Source organism: Terriglobus saanensis SP1PR4, from assembly GCF_000179915.2.
Taxonomy (GTDB): domain Bacteria; phylum Acidobacteriota; class Terriglobia; order Terriglobales; family Acidobacteriaceae; genus Terriglobus; species Terriglobus saanensis.
The window spans coordinates 1,186,721-1,203,811 of record NC_014963.1; the positions used below are offsets into that span (position 1 = coordinate 1,186,721).

At 58.6% G+C, this 17,091-nt stretch carries 18 protein-coding genes; 6 read left to right on the forward strand and 12 right to left on the reverse strand.

Annotation, left to right across the window (positions count from 1 at the left end):
- Nucleotides 1-17 precede the first annotated feature (17 nt).
- From ACIPR4_RS04985 to ACIPR4_RS04995, 3 genes are read left to right on the forward strand one after another with little or no spacing between them, the layout of a single operon-like run.
- A complete protein-coding gene (locus ACIPR4_RS04985) occupies nt 18-1,421 on the forward strand; it encodes an NADP-dependent isocitrate dehydrogenase (protein ID WP_013567566.1) in 1,404 nt (467 codons plus the stop codon).
- 4 nt (nt 1,422-1,425) lie between these two features.
- Complete coding sequence (mqo, locus tag ACIPR4_RS04990; protein ID WP_013567567.1) at nt 1,426-2,913, forward strand: malate dehydrogenase (quinone); 1,488 nt, start codon at nt 1,426-1,428, stop codon at nt 2,911-2,913.
- 18 nt (nt 2,914-2,931) lie between these two features.
- The gene (locus tag ACIPR4_RS04995; protein WP_013567568.1) at nt 2,932-4,257 is read left to right on the forward strand and encodes a hypothetical protein; all 1,326 of its coding nucleotides are present in this window, start codon (nt 2,932-2,934) and stop codon (nt 4,255-4,257) included.
- Between the two features lie 6 nt (nt 4,258-4,263).
- Here the strand turns inward: ACIPR4_RS04995 and ACIPR4_RS05000 are convergent, their stop codons facing one another.
- Genes ACIPR4_RS05000 through ACIPR4_RS05010 form a run of 3 tightly spaced genes read right to left on the reverse strand, consistent with a single transcriptional unit; the run spans nt 4,264 to nt 6,794 of the window.
- Nucleotides 4,264-4,785, reverse strand: a complete 522-nt coding sequence (locus ACIPR4_RS05000; protein WP_013567569.1) for a peptidylprolyl isomerase — start codon at nt 4,783-4,785, stop codon at nt 4,264-4,266.
- 39 nt (nt 4,786-4,824) lie between these two features.
- On the reverse strand, nt 4,825-5,616 hold the full coding sequence (locus ACIPR4_RS05005) for a peptidylprolyl isomerase (protein ID WP_041586443.1): 792 nt from the start codon (nt 5,614-5,616) through the stop codon (nt 4,825-4,827).
- 56 nt (nt 5,617-5,672) lie between these two features.
- Nucleotides 5,673-6,794 (reverse strand): dipeptidase, encoded by a 1,122-nt coding sequence (locus ACIPR4_RS05010; RefSeq protein WP_013567571.1) that lies wholly within the window; start codon nt 6,792-6,794, stop codon nt 5,673-5,675.
- A gap of 81 nt (nt 6,795-6,875) precedes the next feature.
- Between ACIPR4_RS05010 and ACIPR4_RS05015 the strand changes: the two genes are divergently transcribed.
- Complete coding sequence (locus tag ACIPR4_RS05015) at nt 6,876-7,064, forward strand: hypothetical protein (protein ID WP_013567572.1); 189 nt, start codon at nt 6,876-6,878, stop codon at nt 7,062-7,064.
- Between the two features lie 60 nt (nt 7,065-7,124).
- On the opposite strand, the gene ACIPR4_RS05020 is transcribed toward ACIPR4_RS05015, so the two are convergent.
- Nucleotides 7,125-7,610 carry a DinB family protein gene (locus tag ACIPR4_RS05020; protein ID WP_013567573.1) on the reverse strand — a complete coding sequence of 162 codons (486 nt, stop codon included), beginning with the start codon at nt 7,608-7,610 and terminating at the stop codon, nt 7,125-7,127.
- Between the two features lie 54 nt (nt 7,611-7,664).
- On the reverse strand, nt 7,665-8,660 hold the full coding sequence (locus ACIPR4_RS05025) for a metallophosphoesterase family protein (protein WP_013567574.1): 996 nt from the start codon (nt 8,658-8,660) through the stop codon (nt 7,665-7,667).
- Between the two features lie 192 nt (nt 8,661-8,852).
- Between ACIPR4_RS05025 and ACIPR4_RS05030 the strand changes: the two genes are divergently transcribed.
- On the forward strand, nt 8,853-9,731 hold the full coding sequence (locus ACIPR4_RS05030) for a hypothetical protein (RefSeq protein ID WP_013567575.1): 879 nt from the start codon (nt 8,853-8,855) through the stop codon (nt 9,729-9,731).
- Between the two features lie 131 nt (nt 9,732-9,862).
- On the opposite strand, the gene sdhB is transcribed toward ACIPR4_RS05030, so the two are convergent.
- From sdhB to ACIPR4_RS05065, 7 genes are all read right to left on the reverse strand, one after another.
- The gene (sdhB, locus tag ACIPR4_RS05035) at nt 9,863-10,642 is read right to left on the reverse strand and encodes a succinate dehydrogenase iron-sulfur subunit (RefSeq protein ID WP_013567576.1); all 780 of its coding nucleotides are present in this window, start codon (nt 10,640-10,642) and stop codon (nt 9,863-9,865) included.
- 29 nt (nt 10,643-10,671) lie between these two features.
- Entirely contained in the window at nt 10,672-12,453 is a 1,782-nt protein-coding gene (sdhA, locus tag ACIPR4_RS05040; protein ID WP_013567577.1) for a succinate dehydrogenase flavoprotein subunit, read from the reverse strand.
- A gap of 22 nt (nt 12,454-12,475) precedes the next feature.
- On the reverse strand, nt 12,476-13,276 hold the full coding sequence (locus tag ACIPR4_RS05045; RefSeq protein ID WP_013567578.1) for a succinate dehydrogenase/fumarate reductase transmembrane subunit: 801 nt from the start codon (nt 13,274-13,276) through the stop codon (nt 12,476-12,478).
- Between the two features lie 165 nt (nt 13,277-13,441).
- Nucleotides 13,442-13,708 carry a type II toxin-antitoxin system RelE/ParE family toxin gene (locus ACIPR4_RS23450; RefSeq protein ID WP_041585928.1) on the reverse strand — a complete coding sequence of 89 codons (267 nt, stop codon included), beginning with the start codon at nt 13,706-13,708 and terminating at the stop codon, nt 13,442-13,444.
- Between the two features lie 73 nt (nt 13,709-13,781).
- A complete protein-coding gene (locus ACIPR4_RS05055; protein ID WP_222829259.1) occupies nt 13,782-14,021 on the reverse strand; it encodes a type II toxin-antitoxin system RelB/DinJ family antitoxin in 240 nt (79 codons plus the stop codon).
- 36 nt (nt 14,022-14,057) lie between these two features.
- Nucleotides 14,058-14,654 carry a non-canonical purine NTP pyrophosphatase gene (locus ACIPR4_RS05060; RefSeq protein ID WP_013567579.1) on the reverse strand — a complete coding sequence of 199 codons (597 nt, stop codon included), beginning with the start codon at nt 14,652-14,654 and terminating at the stop codon, nt 14,058-14,060.
- A 2-nt stretch (nt 14,655-14,656) separates the two neighbouring features.
- Nucleotides 14,657-15,586, reverse strand: a complete 930-nt coding sequence (locus ACIPR4_RS05065; protein WP_144312322.1) for a carbohydrate kinase family protein — start codon at nt 15,584-15,586, stop codon at nt 14,657-14,659.
- Between the two features lie 148 nt (nt 15,587-15,734).
- Between ACIPR4_RS05065 and ACIPR4_RS05070 the strand changes: the two genes are divergently transcribed.
- Nucleotides 15,735-17,066 (forward strand): inositol-3-phosphate synthase, encoded by a 1,332-nt coding sequence (locus tag ACIPR4_RS05070; RefSeq protein ID WP_013567581.1) that lies wholly within the window; start codon nt 15,735-15,737, stop codon nt 17,064-17,066.
- Nucleotides 17,067-17,091: the final 25 nt, after the last annotated feature.

Sequence of the window (17,091 nt, forward strand, 5' to 3'; positions counted from 1 at the left end):
CCTCTCGCAAGGAAAATATGCAGACAAGCTACAACGGCATCGCCCTCCCTCCCAACGGACAGGTCATCGACTACAAGGACGGAAAGTTCATCGTTCCCTCGCACCCCATCGTTCCCTTCATCGAAGGTGACGGCTCCGGCCGCGATATCTGGAAGAACGCGCAGATGGTCTTCGACGCCGCCGTGGAGAAGGCCTACAAGGGCGAGCGCAAGGTGGAGTGGTACGAGGTCCTCGCAGGCGAAAAGGCCTTCCGCGAAAAGGGCGACTGGCTCCCCCAGGACACCGTGCAGGCGGCCATCGACTTCCGTATCTCCATCAAGGGACCGCTCACCACGCCCATCGGCGGCGGCATCCGTTCGCTCAACGTAACGCTGCGCCAGACGCTCGATCTCTACCAGTGCATCCGCCCGGTGAAGCACTATCCCGGCGTGCCCAGCCCTATGCTCAAGCCGGATGAGGTCGACATCGTTCTCTTCCGCGAGAACACGGAAGACATCTACGCGGGCATCGAGTTCAAAGAGGGCACTCCCGAAGCGAAGAAGTTCATGGACTTCGTTAACACAGAGTTGCTTGCCGGTACGAAGAAGCGCCTCCGTGACGATGCGGGCTTTGGCATCAAGCCCATCTCCATCCGCGGCTCGAAGCGCCTCGTCCGCGCTGCCATCCAGTACGCCATCGATCACAACCGCAAGGTCATGACGATTGTGCACAAGGGCAACATTCAGAAATTCACCGAAGGCGCCTTCCTCGACTGGGGATACCAGGTTGCCAAGGAAGAGTTCCGCGCTCAGATCATCACCGAGCGTGAAAGCTGGATCCTCGGCGCACTCGACAAGAACGCCAGCATCACACCAGAAGAGATTGCCGCAATCGTTGAGCCCGGCATCACCTTCGCCGCCCCTGCTTTTGGAGAGAAGATCGTCGCCGAAGTGAAGGACGTTCTCGCGAAGATCGGCGAGACCCACGGCAACGGCAAGTGGAAGAGCATGGTCCTCGTCAACGACCGCATCGCCGATGCTACCTTCCAGGACCTTCTGCTGAAGCCTGCTGAGTACTCCGTCCTCGCAACGACGAACCTCAATGGAGACTATCTCTCCGACGCTGCCGCCGCGCAGGTTGGCGGTCTTGGTATCGCGCCGGGCATGAACCTCGGCGATGGTTTCGCGGTCTTTGAGGCAACGCACGGAACGGCGCCACGCCTCGCGGACCAGGACGTCGTCAACCCCGGCTCCGTGATCCTTTCCGGCGTTCTTCTGCTTGAACTCCTCGGCTGGAAAGAAGCTGCCGACATGATCGAGAAGGCGATGGAAGAGACGATCAAGCAGAAGTTCGTCACCATCGACTTCCATAAGGGCATGGCCGGTTCGGCTTTAGCCTCCACCTCGGCCTTTTCCAAACGCATCGTCCAGAACATGAAATAACGCGATGCCAGGGACCGAACACAACACGCCGCGCAGCACAGACGTCCTTCTCGTCGGTGCCGGCGTTATGTCCGCAACCCTGGGCACGCTTCTCCAGCTTCTGGATCCCTCGCTCAACATCACCATCGTCGAATCGCTCTCTGCCGTAGCGGAAGAGTCTTCCGACGCATGGAATAACGCAGGCACAGGGCACGCCGCTCTGTGTGAACTCAACTACACGCCGGAACTCAAAAACGGCAGCATCGAAATTACTCGCGCGGTCAAGATTAACGAGCAGTTTCAGCAGTCGCGCCAGTTCTGGGCGACGCTCGTAGAACGCGGCCTCCTCACAAATCCGCGCAGCTTCATCAACGCCATCCCGCACATGAGCTTCGTGCAGGGCGCTGAGGCAGTGGACTATCTGCGTCGTCGCCACGCAGCGCTCGCTACCTCGCCGCTCTTCTCCGCGATGGAATTCTCCACCGACGCCGCCAAACTACGCGAGTGGATCCCCCTCATGATGCGCGACCGCGATGCGACTCAGCCCGTTGCCGCCACACGCTTCGCGGACGGCACAGACCTCGACTTCGGCGCACTCACGCGTTCGCTCATAGCCTCAATGCAGCAGCAGGGAAGCAGCCTTCTCCTGCTGCACAGGGTCACCGGACTGACACGGCTACCAGACACACGCTGGTACGTCGAGGTCCAGGACCTTACGACCAAGAAGACCAGCAAAATTACCGCGCGTTTCGTCTTCCTTGGTGCAGGCGGCGGAGCACTTCCTCTTCTGCAGAAATCCGGCATTCCCGAAGGCCGCGGCTACGGTGGTTTTCCCGTCAGCGGCCAGTGGCTGCGCTGTACCAACCGCGCCGTCATCGAGCAACACGCGGCCAAGGTCTACGGAAAGCCCGCGCTTGGCGCACCGCCGATGTCTGTGCCGCACCTCGATACGCGCGTCATCGCAGGCCAGCGCGAGCTCCTCTTTGGGCCCTTCGCGGGCTTTTCCACCAAGTTCCTCAAGCGGGGCTCGTTCTGCGATCTTCCCGGCTCCATTGGCTCAGAAAATCTCGTGCCCATGCTCGCAGCAGGAGCGCAGAACTTCTCGCTCACGCGTTATCTTGTGGGCCAGGTGATTCAATCGCAGGCAGACCGCATCGCCGCTCTGAGCGACTTTATCCCCTCTGTCCGCGGCGAGGACTGGAAGCTCGAAATTGCCGGGCAGCGTGTACAGATCATCAAGTCCGACAAGGACAAACTTGGCAAGCTGGAGTTTGGTACAGAGATCATCCGTTCTGCCGATGGCTCTCTCGCTGCACTGCTCGGAGCCTCTCCTGGTGCCTCCACCGCAGTCTCCATTATGCTGGAACTTGTGACCCGTGGCATCTCGATTGGAACCGCCAGCGCAGAAGCTCTCCGCTCTCTCGTCCCCTCTTTCGATCTCTCCCTGGACAAAGACGCAGCTCTCTACGAGCGCATGACGGAACGCACGCGCACGCTCCTCCAACTTAAATAGCGCGGGGTACCATAGCTCATGCCGCAAGCGCCTGACGCCCTTACGCCGAAACACACGTGGCCGCGGATCTACCTCTTCTCTCTCTTCGCCGCCTACATCCTGCTTGTCCTGTTCCACCACGCCGTTCCGCTGCTTGGGGACTACTCCATCTGGACCTATGAGGGAGTTCTCTTTCGCAATCATCTTCTTGGTCTTGCCGACGCCTTCCACACGCTCAAGCACTATCCCGTCCCGAATAGTGCTACGACTGTAGGCATCGGTCTGCTGGCGCTTGTTATGCCGTGGCAGCTCGCGGCAAAACTGTGGCTGTGCCTGCAACTGGCCTTCTCTGCCTTCGCTCTGCGCTCGATTTTTCGTGCCTCGAACGCTCCGGCGGACCTCTGGTTCATCCTGCCTACGGCGACCTTCCTCAATCTGAATCTTTGGTGGGGCTTCATCAACTTTCAATGGGGCATCGCATTGGCGATGTTCTTCGCCGCGATGCTCCTACGTTCTCCGAAGCGCATCTGGATTCTCGGCCTCATGCTGGTGCTGCTCTTCTTCACCCACATGATCCCGTTCACCTTCGCGGCGCTTATGCTGGCTCTCTACGCATATCAGGTGAAAAGATACCGCTTGCTCCTCTCCGTGGTGCCTTCCGCGCTGCTTACGCTCTGGTACGTCTGGGGCAGAGTCTTCCTGGCGCACAACGCGGACGCCCACGCGCCCATGCTATCGACGCTGGGGCAGGGCGGCTACGCGTGGATACTCGCCTACAAAGTGAACTCTCTGGTGAAGGGACTGGGCTTCATCAATCCCGTCGACACGCAGCGCTCGCTCTCCCTCTCACTCTTCGGCAAACCGTTCTACCTGATCCTGCTGATGGCTACGCTTGTTCTGGCCGCACTGCTTCTTTGGGCCATCGCGCAGAGTGCGCGCGCGTCTTTCCGATCCGATGCGCCCAACCGATTTCTTTGGATCACAGGCGGTATCTGCGGCGTAGCCTATCTCTTCTTGCCCGGCACCGCTCTGGGTGTCTCGGATCCCGGATCGCGCGTCCTGCAGGTCTCGCTGGCCGTCATGCTGGCCTGCATCACACGTCCGCTCCCTGTACTCAGAGTCGCAAAAGCACTCTCGGTTCTGCTGATGGTATCGGGGCTTTCCCTGTTCGCCTATATCCCGTTCCAGCCAGCGATGCCAAAGGTAAACACCGCCATCAATCCGACTCTGGCCGGTTTTGCCCACGCGCCTTACAACTACGCGGCGTTCTACCTCGACGAACTGGAAAAGGGTGAGCTGGATGAGGCCGTCTTTCCGACGGCACTCTTCCTTAGCTCACCCTCTGCCCAACATCGTTACCAGTAACGCGTACTAGACGCGGTCGATCGTGACCGACTCCAGAACCACCGGCGTCTTCGGACGGTCCATGCCGTCGCGGCTCACCTTGGAGATCTTCTCCACGATGTCGTAGCCTTCGACCACATCACCAAAGATGGTGTGCTTGCCCGTCAGCCAGCCCGTTGCGCCCACCGTGATGAAGAACTGCGAACCGTTGGTGTTGGGACCGGCATTCGCCATCGCCAGCTTGCCCTTCTCTTGGAAGCCATGCGGTGAACCCTTGGTCTCATCGGCAAACTTGTATCCCGGTCCGCCCATGCCGCTGCCTTCGGGATCTCCGCCCTGAATCATGAACTCAGGAATCACGCGATGAAAGACGGTGCCGTCATAGAGCTTTTCGCCCTTCTTGGAAGGGCTGGACCAGCTCTTCGTTCCCTCGGCCAGCTCGATGAAGTTCTTCACCGTCTCTGGCGCGTCCTTCTCAAACAACTTACAAACGATTGTGCCTTCGCTCGTCTTGAACGTGGCGTAAGTTCCCGGTGCGCGATCTGCCATTGCTTTCTCCTTGGAAAAATCAGTTGTTCTCATAAAAATTTAGTGGGCCGCCGGGGGTGTCGCGGGAACCGCGGGAGTGGTGGCTGGTTCGGCAGGCATCGCCTGGCCTTCGCGCGCAATGGTCACCTTATTGATGACCACAGGGGTGATGGGCTTGTCTTCGGCAGTGCGTTCCACGCGCGCGATGGACTGCACAATCAGGATGCTGTGCGCATCGCACTGCCCGAAGATCGTGTGCTTGCCGTCAAGCTGGTCGACGGGATCTTCGGTAATGAAGAACTGAGAACCATTGGTGTTCGGTCCGGAGTTCGCCATAGCCAGACGTCCGGCGCGGTCAAAGCGAAGACCGCGATCGAATTCATCGGCGAAGTAGAAGCCCGGATCTCCGCCGCCCGTTCCCAGACGGTCGCCACCCTGGATCATGAAGTGCGGAATCACGCGATGGAAGGTCGTTCCGTCGTAAAAAGGCTTAGTCATGCGGTTACCCGTCGCGGGATCCGTGAACTCCTTCGTTCCCTGGGCAAGAGCAATAAAATTTGCGACCGCCAGTGGGGACTGTTTCTCGAAGGCCTGGCAGACCAACCGCCCCATGGTTGTGTCCAGGATAATCATCGGTCCGTTGGGCTCAGGCGACGGCAGAAGCTTTTCCGTCGCGCTCGGCGAATCGGGAAGATCGTCGACCGGATGCGCTGCTGGCGGCGGTGTCGTCGTGGAAGGAGGGGCAGCCGCAGGCGCGCTCTGTGCCAGCGTAGCGGAGGGTGAACTCTGCGCCCATCCCGCACAGCAGGAAAGGGCCATCATCAGAAGAGCAGAACGGAATAAAGTCTTCATACGCAACTTATCCAGAATACCGCTCCCAAGCTCATAGCGCGACCCCGGCCGTATCTTCACCGGCCCGTCGCATCCATCACCCGTAGCAGATTTCCTCCTAATATTTTTTTCATCTCTTCCGCGCTCACCCTGGCCTCCAGAAGAGCTGCGGTGACCTTTGGCAGGTCTGCGGCGCTGTCGATTCCCTCCGGAGGCTCGGGAATGCCGTCAAAATCCGTCCCAATCCCGACATGCTCCGACCCAACGATCTCCAGCGCATGCAGAAAATGATTGATCAGCGAGCGAAAGGGAGCGCGGCCAATCTTCGCGGTAAACTCGCGGTCTACGCCATCGGAGATATGAAAAGGAATCGCCTCGCCACGCTCTCGAAACGCCTGCGCGACGTCTTTATGTCGTTGAATTCTCTCCGGCTTCAGGGCATTCCATGCAGCCCTCCATCCCTCATCGATAAAGGCAGGGAAGAAGTTGATCCCCACGATGCCTCCGCTCTCCGCAATAGCACGCATCATCTCATCCGTCAGGTTCCTGGGTGCCTTGGTCAGGGCGCGCGCGCTGGAGTGCGATGCGATCACCGGCCCTTCCGCAACCTTCATCACGTCCCAGAAAGTCGCATCGGAAACATGAGAAACGTCCACGATCATTCCCAGCCGATTCATCGTGCGGACAACGTCTCCGCCTAACTCCGTCAAGCCGCCATGACGCGCCACATCGCCGCTGGAGTCCGCCCACTCATTCGTGTTGGACCACGTGAGCGTCATATAGCGCACACCGCGCGCATAAAACTCTTCCAGCAGTTCGAGTCGACCTTCGATGGAGTGTCCGCCTTCAATACCGATCAGAGCGGCAAATTGTCCTGCGGCTTTGGCATCCAGAACCTCTTGCGCGGTCACACACACACGCATCGCTCCAACAGAAGCCTGCGCATGCACGCCATCGATCAAAGCGCGTGTGCGTTCCGCATACTGTCCTGCCCACTCGTGCGGCTCTACCCAGGCAGCGAAGAACTCACCGTCTAATCCGCCGGTCAGAGCCGTCGGCAGCGAGAGATGCCCGCCACGCAGATCCTTTTCTGTAAACGCCCAGCCCTCATCCACAAACCTCTGCGGCGTATCCGCGTGCATGTCCAGAACTACTGCATCCGCATGCACCTGCCGCGCCTCTGCCATCCAATCGCGCATAACCCTCATCGTTTCTTAGGCGAAAAATGCGAGCAAACTCCAACTCGCCCTATGGCGTCTATCTTAGGCGAGGTGACCGTTATGAACGAAGTATCCAAGGTCGACGCAAACAGCACCAAGAGTCCCGCACGTCCTTCGCACGAAGCCATCGAGCACCCTGAGCACCAGTCCAACCTGGACCGCATCGCCGAAGAGTCGGCAACTCGCTCCAGCAATCGCATGAAAAACAACGAGCAGCGCGATCCGGAATCCACCATTTTCACTAAGTAGTTTCCTTGGCAAGCAACAACAGAAGCCCCGCAATCATGCGGGGCTTTCTGTTACCCGACACTACTTCTTGCGCGTCAGAATAATCTGGCCCACGTGAAAGCTGAGATGGCTTGTCCTGCTGAGAAAAACAGCCAGCCGGTTTCGTCCGGGCTCTTTCACAAAATCTTCTTCACTCACATCTGCGTGCCGCTCAATCCACTCCGCCGGGGTGAGTTTCTCAACGCCAGCCAGCAGCGTCGCGTTCACCTGAAGCCAAGCAGCCTTCAAGGTTTCGCCAGAAGGTATTTCCGCCGCCGCACGATCCGGTAACTTACCGAAGGGTTCATCCAACTCCGGATGCAGACGCTCGCCCAAACGCAGAAGCGCCAACATGCGGTCATGCGCCCCAGTCAGATGCCCCAACAGATAGATGAGCCGATTTCTTCCCGGCGCCACTTCCTGCTCAAGTTCTGTGTCACTCAATCCGGCAAACAACTTGTCTGCACGTCCAACTACGAGCTTCCAGTTGGCAATCACCGTCTGGACCATTGTCACTTCGACACTCATCGAACTACCTCCTGCGATTGGAGGCTGCTCAAGCATCGAACGATGCGGAAATCTTTAGACGGTCGGCCAGCTTCCCGGAACGCTTGGTTGCAGAATTACAGGCAGCGGGTCGGCCTCCGATTTTACACTTGTCCAGCCATATGTCTCGTAGCGCCAGCGAATCCGCCCGCGATCCAACTCCACAACGGTAAAGCCCTCCGGCGTACCCCAGCGCGATCCCATCCACCAGTTGCCGCAGATGGCGCCGCTGGTGATGAATGGAATGTCGCGCCAGTAGACCACTTCGTTCAAATGCGTGTGTCCTTGGAAGACCCCGATGATGTTGTGTCCCTCGAAGAGCGGCAGGACCTGCCAGGCATTCCCCGTCAAAAACGTCGGGTACTTCGCCTGTCCCGGATCAGGTTCGTGCCAGGGCGACTTGTACTCGTTCGCTGCAGAGATGAGCGGGCAGTGCACAGAAATCACAATCGGCACCCCAGCCTTTACCGCCGCTAGATCTTCTTTCAACCACGCAATCTGCGGATCGTCGATCCATGCCGAGTAATAACGGTCCGGCGTGATCTGTACCGAATCCAGCACGATAAAGTGATAACCCTTGTAATCCCACGAGCGATACGTCTTCGCATCGAACTTCTGCTCGAACGCCTTCTTGCCATAGAGCGGATCGCTCTCGCTCACGCCGCTCTTCGTTCCGCGCCCGAAGACATCATGGTTACCGAGCACGTGATGGATCGGCATATCCAGCGTGTGCTCCGTCTTCTGATACAGATCGAGCAACATCATCGAGCGATCTCGCGGCGCGACCGCAAGATCGAAGCAGTGGTCGCCGCCCTGGATGCAGAACTCGGGCTTGATCGCCTTGATCTTCGCAAAGGCCTGCGCCGAACCAACGTCGCCCTTTAGTTCCGGTTCCAGATGCGTATCGGTAAAGAAGATGTACTTCACGTGCCCCGCGCCCGGCGCTACCTTTGCCTCGACCGGCATAGCCCAACCCGCCGCTGCGGCAGCCCCAAGAGAGAGAAACCCTCGCCGATCCATATTCATTGCCATGCCAAAATCCTAACGCACAAGAGAAACAGAAGGGTCCCGTGCCCCATTCTTTCGCGGCTTCATCGCGAAAGGGTGGGGTCGCGTGGAGCGCACAAACCGGACTTCTAAGGCGCTGCTTCAGGATGATTCCCGCAGAACCCTGAACTCCACGGACGTAGAATCTTCCCAGAGCCAAAGGAGAGACAAAAGCACATGGGATTTCGCAATCGACTTGTCCTGATCCTCATCCTTGCCGCCTCCTGCGTAGCGCAGGCCCAGACTCTTACCACGCAAGCTGCCATGCACACCTGGGTAACCTCGCTTTACAGCTTCTCGCCCTCGAAGATCAGTAAGGCGCAACAGTCCCAAAAATCGCAACAGATGGATCAGTTCTGGAAGGATGTGAAGGCAGACCCTGAGACCACGCTCCCTCTGCTCCGAGTCGAGCTTGCAGACGCATCCAATCCGCCTTTTTTCATGATGGACGGAACCAGCCTCCTGCTCTCGCTTTCCAAGGAGACCGCCGACGGTGATCTCGCCGCACAAGCCCTTCCGCGTGCCGACCTCAAAGACGTTGTCCTTTCGGTCTACTTCTCTACTGTGCACGACCTTTCCATGTCCGGTGCAGACACCACACAGGCTGGGCTTCACATCCTGGATGACCCGAAGTTCCGCGTTTCTTTGCCACAACACACAACGACACTCTCGCAGCCCATCAGCCTTGTCTACCTGCTCCTTCCCGTCGATCAGAATCTGTGGCTTCAAGCGGCGCTCGACCGCTTCGCCAGCGAAAAGGATGAGGTGGCACAGGTAAGTCTCCTCACCCTCTTCTTCTTCTCGCAGACGAAAGAGGGAGATCAGATCCTTGCCGCCACGGCGCAGGACAGCAGCCGCAGTGAGACTGTTCGCAATGAAGCAGCAAAATGGATCAAAGCGGCGAAGGATGTCTCTACGGCGAAGTCCAAGGTGCCCGGATCGGAAGAGCAGATCCGTGAGCGCCGCGCGAAACGCCTTGGCAATGTAAGCGATGAAGCGCTTAGCGATGCGCAGGATATGACCAGCCGCATCATCCAACTCCGCCGCAGGAAATAAGTTCAACGCATACGCCGGGTGCCCCATGTCCCGATTTTGGGACATGGGTTATGCGCGAAGCGCACCCAACAAAATCTTGTAAAACAAAAAACGGGAGCGCCGAAGCACTCCCGTCATACCGATCAAATAGATTACCGAGCGAAGAAGTCCTTCACCTGCTGCACAAAGACATCGCGACCCATATCCGAAATCGCCTCCGTCAGCGGCAACTGCTTCGGGCAGGCCTGCACGCAGTTCTGCGCAAAGCCACACTCCTGAATTCCTCCATCGCCAGCAAGCGCGCGCAAACGTTCTTCCTTCAACACGGCTCCCGCAGGGTCCATATTGAAGAGCTTCGCCTGTGCAATCGTCGCCGCGCCCACAAAGCCGGTGGCCTCATTGAACTGCGGGCAGACCTCCATGCAGATCGTGCACGAGATGCAATTGGACAATGGATACCGCTCTTCCTGAATCTGCGGAAACTGCCGTGGTCCAGGCCCCAGATCGTAGCTGCCATCGATCGGCACCCAAGCCTGTACTTTCTTCAAATTCTCGAAGAGCACGGATCGGTCAACCGCCAGATCGCGCACCACAGGGAACTTGCTGAGAGGAGCGAGGGAGATCGTGCCATCCTTCGTCTCCGCCATCAGCTTGTCCACAAGAGCACTGCACGCCATCCGTGCTTTGCCGTTGATCAGCATCGCGCAGGAGCCGCAGATTTCTTCCAGGCAGTTCGAGTCATACGTGACGGCCGTCGTCTGCTTGCCTTCGCTCGTGATCGGAGCCATGGCGATCTCGCCCAGCAGGGAAGTGATGTTCATGCCCGACCGATAGGGAAACTCGAACTTCTCCACAAACGCCGCAGCCTCGGGCGTGGCCTGCCGCTTCACTTCCACTCTGATCGTCTTCGGAGCTACCTTTGTCTCTGCCATCTAATCCCTCTCCAATATCAAAGTGAAACCTAAGCGGAAGCGTCATACCGGCGCGGGCGCGGCGTGATCCACTGTGTGTCGACCTCTTCGTACGTAATCACCGGAGCATCCGCTATCGGGTCATACGATCCCATCGTCGTCTTCAGGAACTTCTCATCGTTGCGCTCGGTGAAGTCCGGCTTGTAATGCGCGCCGCGGCTCTCATCCCGCTTCTCCGCACCCTGCACGATCACGCGCGCGAGCTGCAGCATGTTGTAGAGCTGACGAGCGAAGGCAAACGAGGTGTTCGCCCATGCACTCTTGTCCGAGAGATTGATGTTGCGATAACGAGAGAGCAGTTCGACGATCTTCTCGTCGGCTTCGCGCAGACCCGCGTTGTAGCGAATGATCGTCGCGTGCCGCGTCATCGTATCGCCGAGCTCACGCCATAGCTTGAACGGATTCTCTGTGCCTTCGTTCTGCAGAAGAATATTGTTGAACTCGCGCTGACGAACCTCTTCCTTCGCCGCTCCTCCATCGCCCTTCTGTGCAGGTAGATTCTTGGCATAAAGGATCGCTTGCGGCCCGGCGACAAAGCCGCCGTAGATGCAGGAGAGAAGCGAGTTCGCACCCAGGCGGTTTGCACCGTGGATCGAGTAATCCGCTTCTCCTGCGGCAAACACACCTGGGATATTCGTCATCTGGTTGAAGTCCACCCAGAGTCCACCCATCGTGTAATGCACGCCCGGGAAAATCTTCATCGGCACTTCATGCGGATCGTCGCCGACAAACTTCTCGTAGATCTCGAGGATGCCTTCGATCTTCTTCTCCAGCACCTCGCGGTCGATATGTGAGACGTCGAGATACACCATCGGCTGTCCGTCGATGCCAAGATCTTCCTGGTACACAATGCGATGGATCGCACGCGTCGCAATATCACGCGGCACAAGGTTGCCGTACTTCGGATACCACTCTTCCAGGAAGTAGAAACGGTCCGCCTCGGGAATCGTCTTCGCCGGACGGGGATCGCCCTTCTTGCGCGGAACCCAGACGCGTCCACCTTCGCCACGTGCGCTCTCGGACATCAGTCGCAGCTTGTCCTCGCCCGGGATCGCCGTCGGATGCACCTGGATAAACTCGCCGTTGGAGTAGTACGCGCCCTGCTGATACAGCGCGGAGGCGGCCGATCCAGTGCAGACCACGGAGTTCGTGCTTTTGCCGAAGATCGCTCCATTGCCGCCCGTGCAGATGATGATCGCGTCCGCGTGGAAGGTCTTCACTTCCATCGTGCGCAGATCCATCGCGCAGATACCGCGGCAGACGCCAGCCTCGTCGAGCACGGCGGAGAGAAACTCCCATCCCTCGTACTTCTGAACCTTCCCTTCGCTCTCAAAGCGGCGAACCTGCTCATCCAGCGCGTACAGAAGTTGTTGTCCCGTCGTCGCGCCAGCAAAAGCCGTGCGGTGATAGAGCGTTCCACCAAAGCGGCGGAAGTCCAGAAGACCTTCCGGTGTGCGATTGAATGGGACGCCCATACGGTCCAGCAGATCGATGATCGCCGGGCCCTGCGCCGTCATGTTCTTCACGGGCGTCTGGTTGGCAAGAAAGTCGCCACCGTAGATCGTGTCGTCAAAGTGCTTGAAGACGTCGTCGCCTTCGCCCTTCAGGTTCTTCGCGGCGTTGATGCCGCCCTGCGCACAGACCGAGTGCGAACGCTTCACCGGTACGATCGAAAACAGGTCGACCTTACCGCCCGCCTCAGCAATTTTGATCACCGACGACAAGCCCGCCAGTCCACCACCAACCACAATAATCTTAGGCACTGCTGCCATCGTTTACTCCCTCACTCGATTGCTACTGCTGTGTCAACGGCGGCTGCTGTTGCGACTCATTCTGAACAGGCATGGATGGAGCCATCACACCCGGCTGCTGCGCAGGCATCACATCTTCAAACGGAACCGCAGGCGCACTCACAATGGCGATAATGCTCCAAAGGCCGGCCGCGCAAAGCACCGTTCCAAAGACACCGCAGACCCATCCGAACTTCTTTCGCGCGCGATCGCCAGGCGTAATGCCCCACTTCGCTGCAAAGAGCCAGACGCCGTAGGCAAAGTGCCAGCACGTTACGATCATGCCAATTACATAGACGGCGACCATCCATGGATTGGAAAGCTCATACTGCACCTTCCAGTACGCGAGGCCGGGATGCTCCGGCAGGCTCACACCCGTGAACCGCTGGAAGTACAGATGCTGAATGATGTACGCCAGCGCCAGGATGCCCGTCACGCGCTGCGACAGGTACATCCAGTTGCCCGCCCACGGATACACATTTACATTAGGACGGCCCTTGATGGCGATGTACACGCCGTACAGCGCGTGGAAGGCCAGCGGGATAAAGATGAACGCCCACTCGAGCACGCGCACGAGCGGCAGGCCGTTCAAGAACTTCACCTGCTGCGCATAGGCCAGCGGGCCATGCACGATCTCGATATTCGAGATGATATGTTCGACCAGAAATGCGCCGATGGGAACAATGCCCGTCAGGGAATGAAGCCGGCGCAGCACAAACGAGTTTCCCTCGCCCGCGCGCAGTGGCTGAACACCCTTGATCGGATGCTGATTGGATGGTGGTGCCGGTGCAGCGACCGAAGCCATAGTCTTACTCCCTCAAGTACCTTCAATCGCAGAGTGCTTTAACTTCTTGAAAAGGCAGGCACAGCCATTATTCAGCGACGGTTAAACGACCGTCAATCGAAACTCGAGCGATCGTGCGATTATCGTGGTCTTTGTGCGATTTTGGAGCCACATCGAAAATTATGGCTACTGCTGCGCTCCATGCAGCACCCGCAAGAGCAGCACCTGATCTCTGGAAACCCTGTAGATGAGCAGATGAAGGTGTGCCGTTAGCAGGAATCTCGCGTGTCCCGCGCAGCGCGGCCTATTCTTCCGGCTTGAGGAAGCGAGCGACTCGGACGCGTCGTAAATCGCGTCATGAACTCGAAGTGCTGCTTCTTTGTTCTCGGAATAGATTCTTGCAAAGATCGCATCGGCATCTTCGTCAGCAGGGACAGTCCAGATCAACTTCATCGCTTCGTAGGGGTTCGCTTTTCTTCTTCAATCTCACGTAACCACTGAGCCCGCCTCGCTGCGAACTTGGCTTCTACGATTTCGCTAGGGATTCCGGTCGGGGATCTTCCAGCGCCTCCTGCACCTTGGCACGAAACCACGCATCGTAATCCGCGTCCGCCGCCCCAAACGGCAGAGCACCCTCATTCGCCGTCCGCGTCAGCATCATCCGCACCGCGTCGGAGACCGTCAGCCCCACGCGCTGCAATACCTCTGCCGCCTTATCCCGGATTTCAGGGTCGATCCTCGTCTGAACCAGCGCCGTAGCTGCCATGGCCTTCACCTCGAAGACTAGTGTAATGCAAATGCATTACAGACGCGAAAGGATCCCCACTAACGCCCGTCCGCGATGGCTCACCCTTTGCTTCTCCGCATCATCTAGCTCTGCCATGGTGAGCCCACGGTCCGGAAGCCAGAAGAGGGGATCGTACCCAAATCCACCCTCCCCAACGGGCGCGCCGAGAATCTCCCCTTCAACCGAGCCTTCGCTCACATCGACAACCGCTCCATCACGAGCTAGCACCAGGACACACCGGTAGCGTCCACGCCGATCGACCTCATCGCCCAGTGCGGCCAGCAGGCAAGCGTTGTTGCGCTGATCCACCGTGCCCTCGAAAACAAAGCCCGAATCGTCCGCATACCGCGCCGACCGCACACCCGGAGCTCCACCCAGCATATCGACTTCCAGCCCCGAGTCATCCGCCAGAACCAGCTTGCCCAGTGCCAACGCCGAATAAAACTCGGCCTTCAGGCGTGCATTCCCCTCAAAACTTTTCTCGGTCTCGTCCGGAGCCGGAATCTCCTTCAACCCCGGAAGCGGCTCGATGTCCACTCCAAAGACCTCCGCAGCCGCGCGGAAGTCTCGCAGCTTCCCGGCGTTTGTGGAAGCGATGTACAGCACCGGCATCGTCAGGATTGCCTCGTATAACGCTCGCCCGTGCTCCGTAGCTGTTCGATCGCTGCCAGTGTCTTAATCCCGCCGCGAGCTCCGAGCGCCGTGCAGTTTAAGGCTGCTGCCGCGCAGGCAAAATCGAGCTGATGATCCAGCGCCCACCCCTGCTGCAGGCCGTAGATAAAGCCCGCGCGAAAGGTGTCGCCCGCGCCCGTCGTATCCACCACAGGAACTTTGTACGCCGCCTGGTAGTGCATCGTCTCACCATCCCAGGCCAGTACGCCGTCATGGCCAAGCGTTGCAGCGCTGAGCTTGCAGTCGTACTCGCGATGCATCGCCTTCAGGGCCTTCTCGATGTCGTCTTCACCCATCAAGCGGCAAGGGAAGTCCGCGCTGGCAATCACGTAATCAATGCAGGTGATCAGCTCTTCTACGCCGGGATAAAGCTGGTCCAGATCGCAACTCACCAGTACACCGGCTTCGCGCGCCCATCGCGCCGCGACGGTCGCAGCCTCCGTGTCCCATCCATCCACGTGCAGCATGCGCGCATTCACAATCCACTCGCGCTTCAGGTCTGCAGGCGACAACGCCAGCCGCTCATCGCGTTTGTGCAGAATCGTGCGTTCGCCTGTGCTATCCAGAATGATGATGGACTGCTGGCTCGCACAGTTTGCTACGGGTACGATCTGAGCGTCCACACCCGCAGCGGCAAAGGCCTCGCGGTGGAGGGAAGCTGCCGCATCGTCGCCGACGCGGCCGATGTAGCGCGTACTCATGCCCCATCGTTGGCAGGCCACGACCGTCGAAGCGGTCTGGCCTCCCGGCATCACGTTGACTGCGTGAAACTCGACTTTTGATCCCACTGCAGGAAATTTTTCAACAGATATTACGGTATCGGTGGCGTTCAGGCCTACGCCTACTAAATCCACCGTGGTAGATGCACTCATGACCTTCATCGTAAATGGGCGTTAGCGCTGTCTGCCAATTTCGGCCTTTTTCGCCCCAGCGCGACGTAAAAACTGCACGTATGCTCGGCCTTGGAAGCATCTCTCTTCAACGCAAAATACGCAGCACCGAGCAGGAGTGAAGTTCGCAATGACCGAAGCATCCACAGCACCGAAAGCCGCTGACATCCAACCCGCCGCAGGAAAACTCGGCATCATGATTCCCGGCATGGGGGCCGTCGCCACTACGCTCATCGCTGGCGTGGAAGCCATCCGCCGCGGTCTCGCCAAACCCATCGGCTCCATGACGCAGATGGGCACCATCCGTCTGGGCAAACGTTCCGACGACAACCAGCCGCTTATCCGCGACTTCGCGCCCATCGCCGCGCTTGACGATCTCGTCTTCACTGGCTGGGACATCTTCGGAGGCAATCTCTACGAGGCCGCTAGAACCGCCAACGTGCTCGATCGCGATCAGCTCGAAGAGATCCGTCCCTTCCTCGAATCCATCGAGCCCATGCCTGCCGTCTTCGATCAGCACTACGTCAAACGCCTCACCGGGACACGGATCAAGACCGGCAAGAACAAGTGCGATCTCGCCAACCAGATCCGCAACGACATCGCCGAGTTCAAAACAAGGACCGACCGTCAGGTCATGCTCTGGTGCGGCTCGACGGAGATCTTCCTCGAACAAACCGCAGTCCATCAGACGCTGGCGGCCTTCGAAAAAGGCCTCGTCGACGATGACCCCGGCATCTCGCCTTCCATGCTGTACGCCTGGGCCTGTCTCAAAGAGGGCATTCCCTTTGCCAACGGCGCGCCCAATCTAACGGTAGATATTCCCGCTCTCCGCGAGCTCTCGAAGCTCACAGGTGCACCCATCTGCGGCAAAGACTTCAAGACCGGTCAGACCTTCATCAAGACCGTTCTCGCGCCAGCCTTCAAGACGCGCTATCTCGGACTCTCCGGCTGGTACTCAACCAACATTCTCGGCAACCGCGACGGCGAAGTCCTCGACGATCCCGAGTCCTTCAAGACTAAGGAAGAGTCGAAGCTCGGCGTTCTGGAATACATCCTCCAGCCCGACAAGCACCCCGATCTCTACAAAGACATCTTCCACAAAGTCCGAATTAACTACTACCCGCCTCGCGGCGACAACAAAGAGGGCTGGGACAACATCGACATCTTCGGCTGGCTGGGTTATCCCATGCAACTCAAGGTCGACTTCCTCTGCCGCGACTCCATCCTTGCCGCTCCGCTAGCGCTCGATCTCTGCCTGTACATGGATCTTGCCGCACGCACGCCCTCACTCTCGCACCTCGGCGTACAGGAGTGGCTCAGCTTCTACTTCAAAGCGCCCGACACCGCCCCGGGAAACATCCCGGAACACGATCTCTTCATTCAATCCATGAAACTAAAAAATACCCTCCGTCACATCATGGGCGAAGACCTCGTCACCCACCTCGAGACCCCGAACGATTAGAAGACGCGGGGCTGTGGTGAAAACG

Coding starts and splice junctions, on each gene's coding strand:
- ACIPR4_RS05015 (WP_013567572.1), top strand. CDS start 6,876: ATGAACGAAGTATCCAAGGTCGACGCAAACAGCACCAAGAGTCCCGCA.
- ACIPR4_RS04985 (WP_013567566.1), top strand. CDS start 18: ATGCAGACAAGCTACAACGGCATCGCCCTCCCTCCCAACGGACAGGTC.
- sdhA (WP_013567577.1), bottom strand. CDS start 12,453: ATGGCAGCAGTGCCTAAGATTATTGTGGTTGGTGGTGGACTGGCGGGC.
- ACIPR4_RS04995 (WP_013567568.1), top strand. CDS start 2,932: ATGCCGCAAGCGCCTGACGCCCTTACGCCGAAACACACGTGGCCGCGG.
- ACIPR4_RS05000 (WP_013567569.1), bottom strand. CDS start 4,785: ATGGCAGATCGCGCACCGGGAACTTACGCCACGTTCAAGACGAGCGAA.
- ACIPR4_RS05005 (WP_041586443.1), bottom strand. CDS start 5,616: ATGAAGACTTTATTCCGTTCTGCTCTTCTGATGATGGCCCTTTCCTGC.
- ACIPR4_RS05070 (WP_013567581.1), top strand. CDS start 15,735: ATGACCGAAGCATCCACAGCACCGAAAGCCGCTGACATCCAACCCGCC.
- ACIPR4_RS05010 (WP_013567571.1), bottom strand. CDS start 6,794: ATGCGCGATTGGATGGCAGAGGCGCGGCAGGTGCATGCGGATGCAGTA.
- ACIPR4_RS05060 (WP_013567579.1), bottom strand. CDS start 14,654: ATGCCGGTGCTGTACATCGCTTCCACAAACGCCGGGAAGCTGCGAGAC.
- ACIPR4_RS23450 (WP_041585928.1), bottom strand. CDS start 13,708: ATGAAGTTGATCTGGACTGTCCCTGCTGACGAAGATGCCGATGCGATC.
- ACIPR4_RS05025 (WP_013567574.1), bottom strand. CDS start 8,660: ATGGCAATGAATATGGATCGGCGAGGGTTTCTCTCTCTTGGGGCTGCC.
- mqo (WP_013567567.1), top strand. CDS start 1,426: ATGCCAGGGACCGAACACAACACGCCGCGCAGCACAGACGTCCTTCTC.
- ACIPR4_RS05045 (WP_013567578.1), bottom strand. CDS start 13,276: ATGGCTTCGGTCGCTGCACCGGCACCACCATCCAATCAGCATCCGATC.
- ACIPR4_RS05055 (WP_222829259.1), bottom strand. CDS start 14,021: ATGGCAGCTACGGCGCTGGTTCAGACGAGGATCGACCCTGAAATCCGG.
- ACIPR4_RS05020 (WP_013567573.1), bottom strand. CDS start 7,610: ATGAGTGTCGAAGTGACAATGGTCCAGACGGTGATTGCCAACTGGAAG.
- sdhB (WP_013567576.1), bottom strand. CDS start 10,642: ATGGCAGAGACAAAGGTAGCTCCGAAGACGATCAGAGTGGAAGTGAAG.
- ACIPR4_RS05065 (WP_144312322.1), bottom strand. CDS start 15,586: ATGAGTGCATCTACCACGGTGGATTTAGTAGGCGTAGGCCTGAACGCC.
- ACIPR4_RS05030 (WP_013567575.1), top strand. CDS start 8,853: ATGGGATTTCGCAATCGACTTGTCCTGATCCTCATCCTTGCCGCCTCC.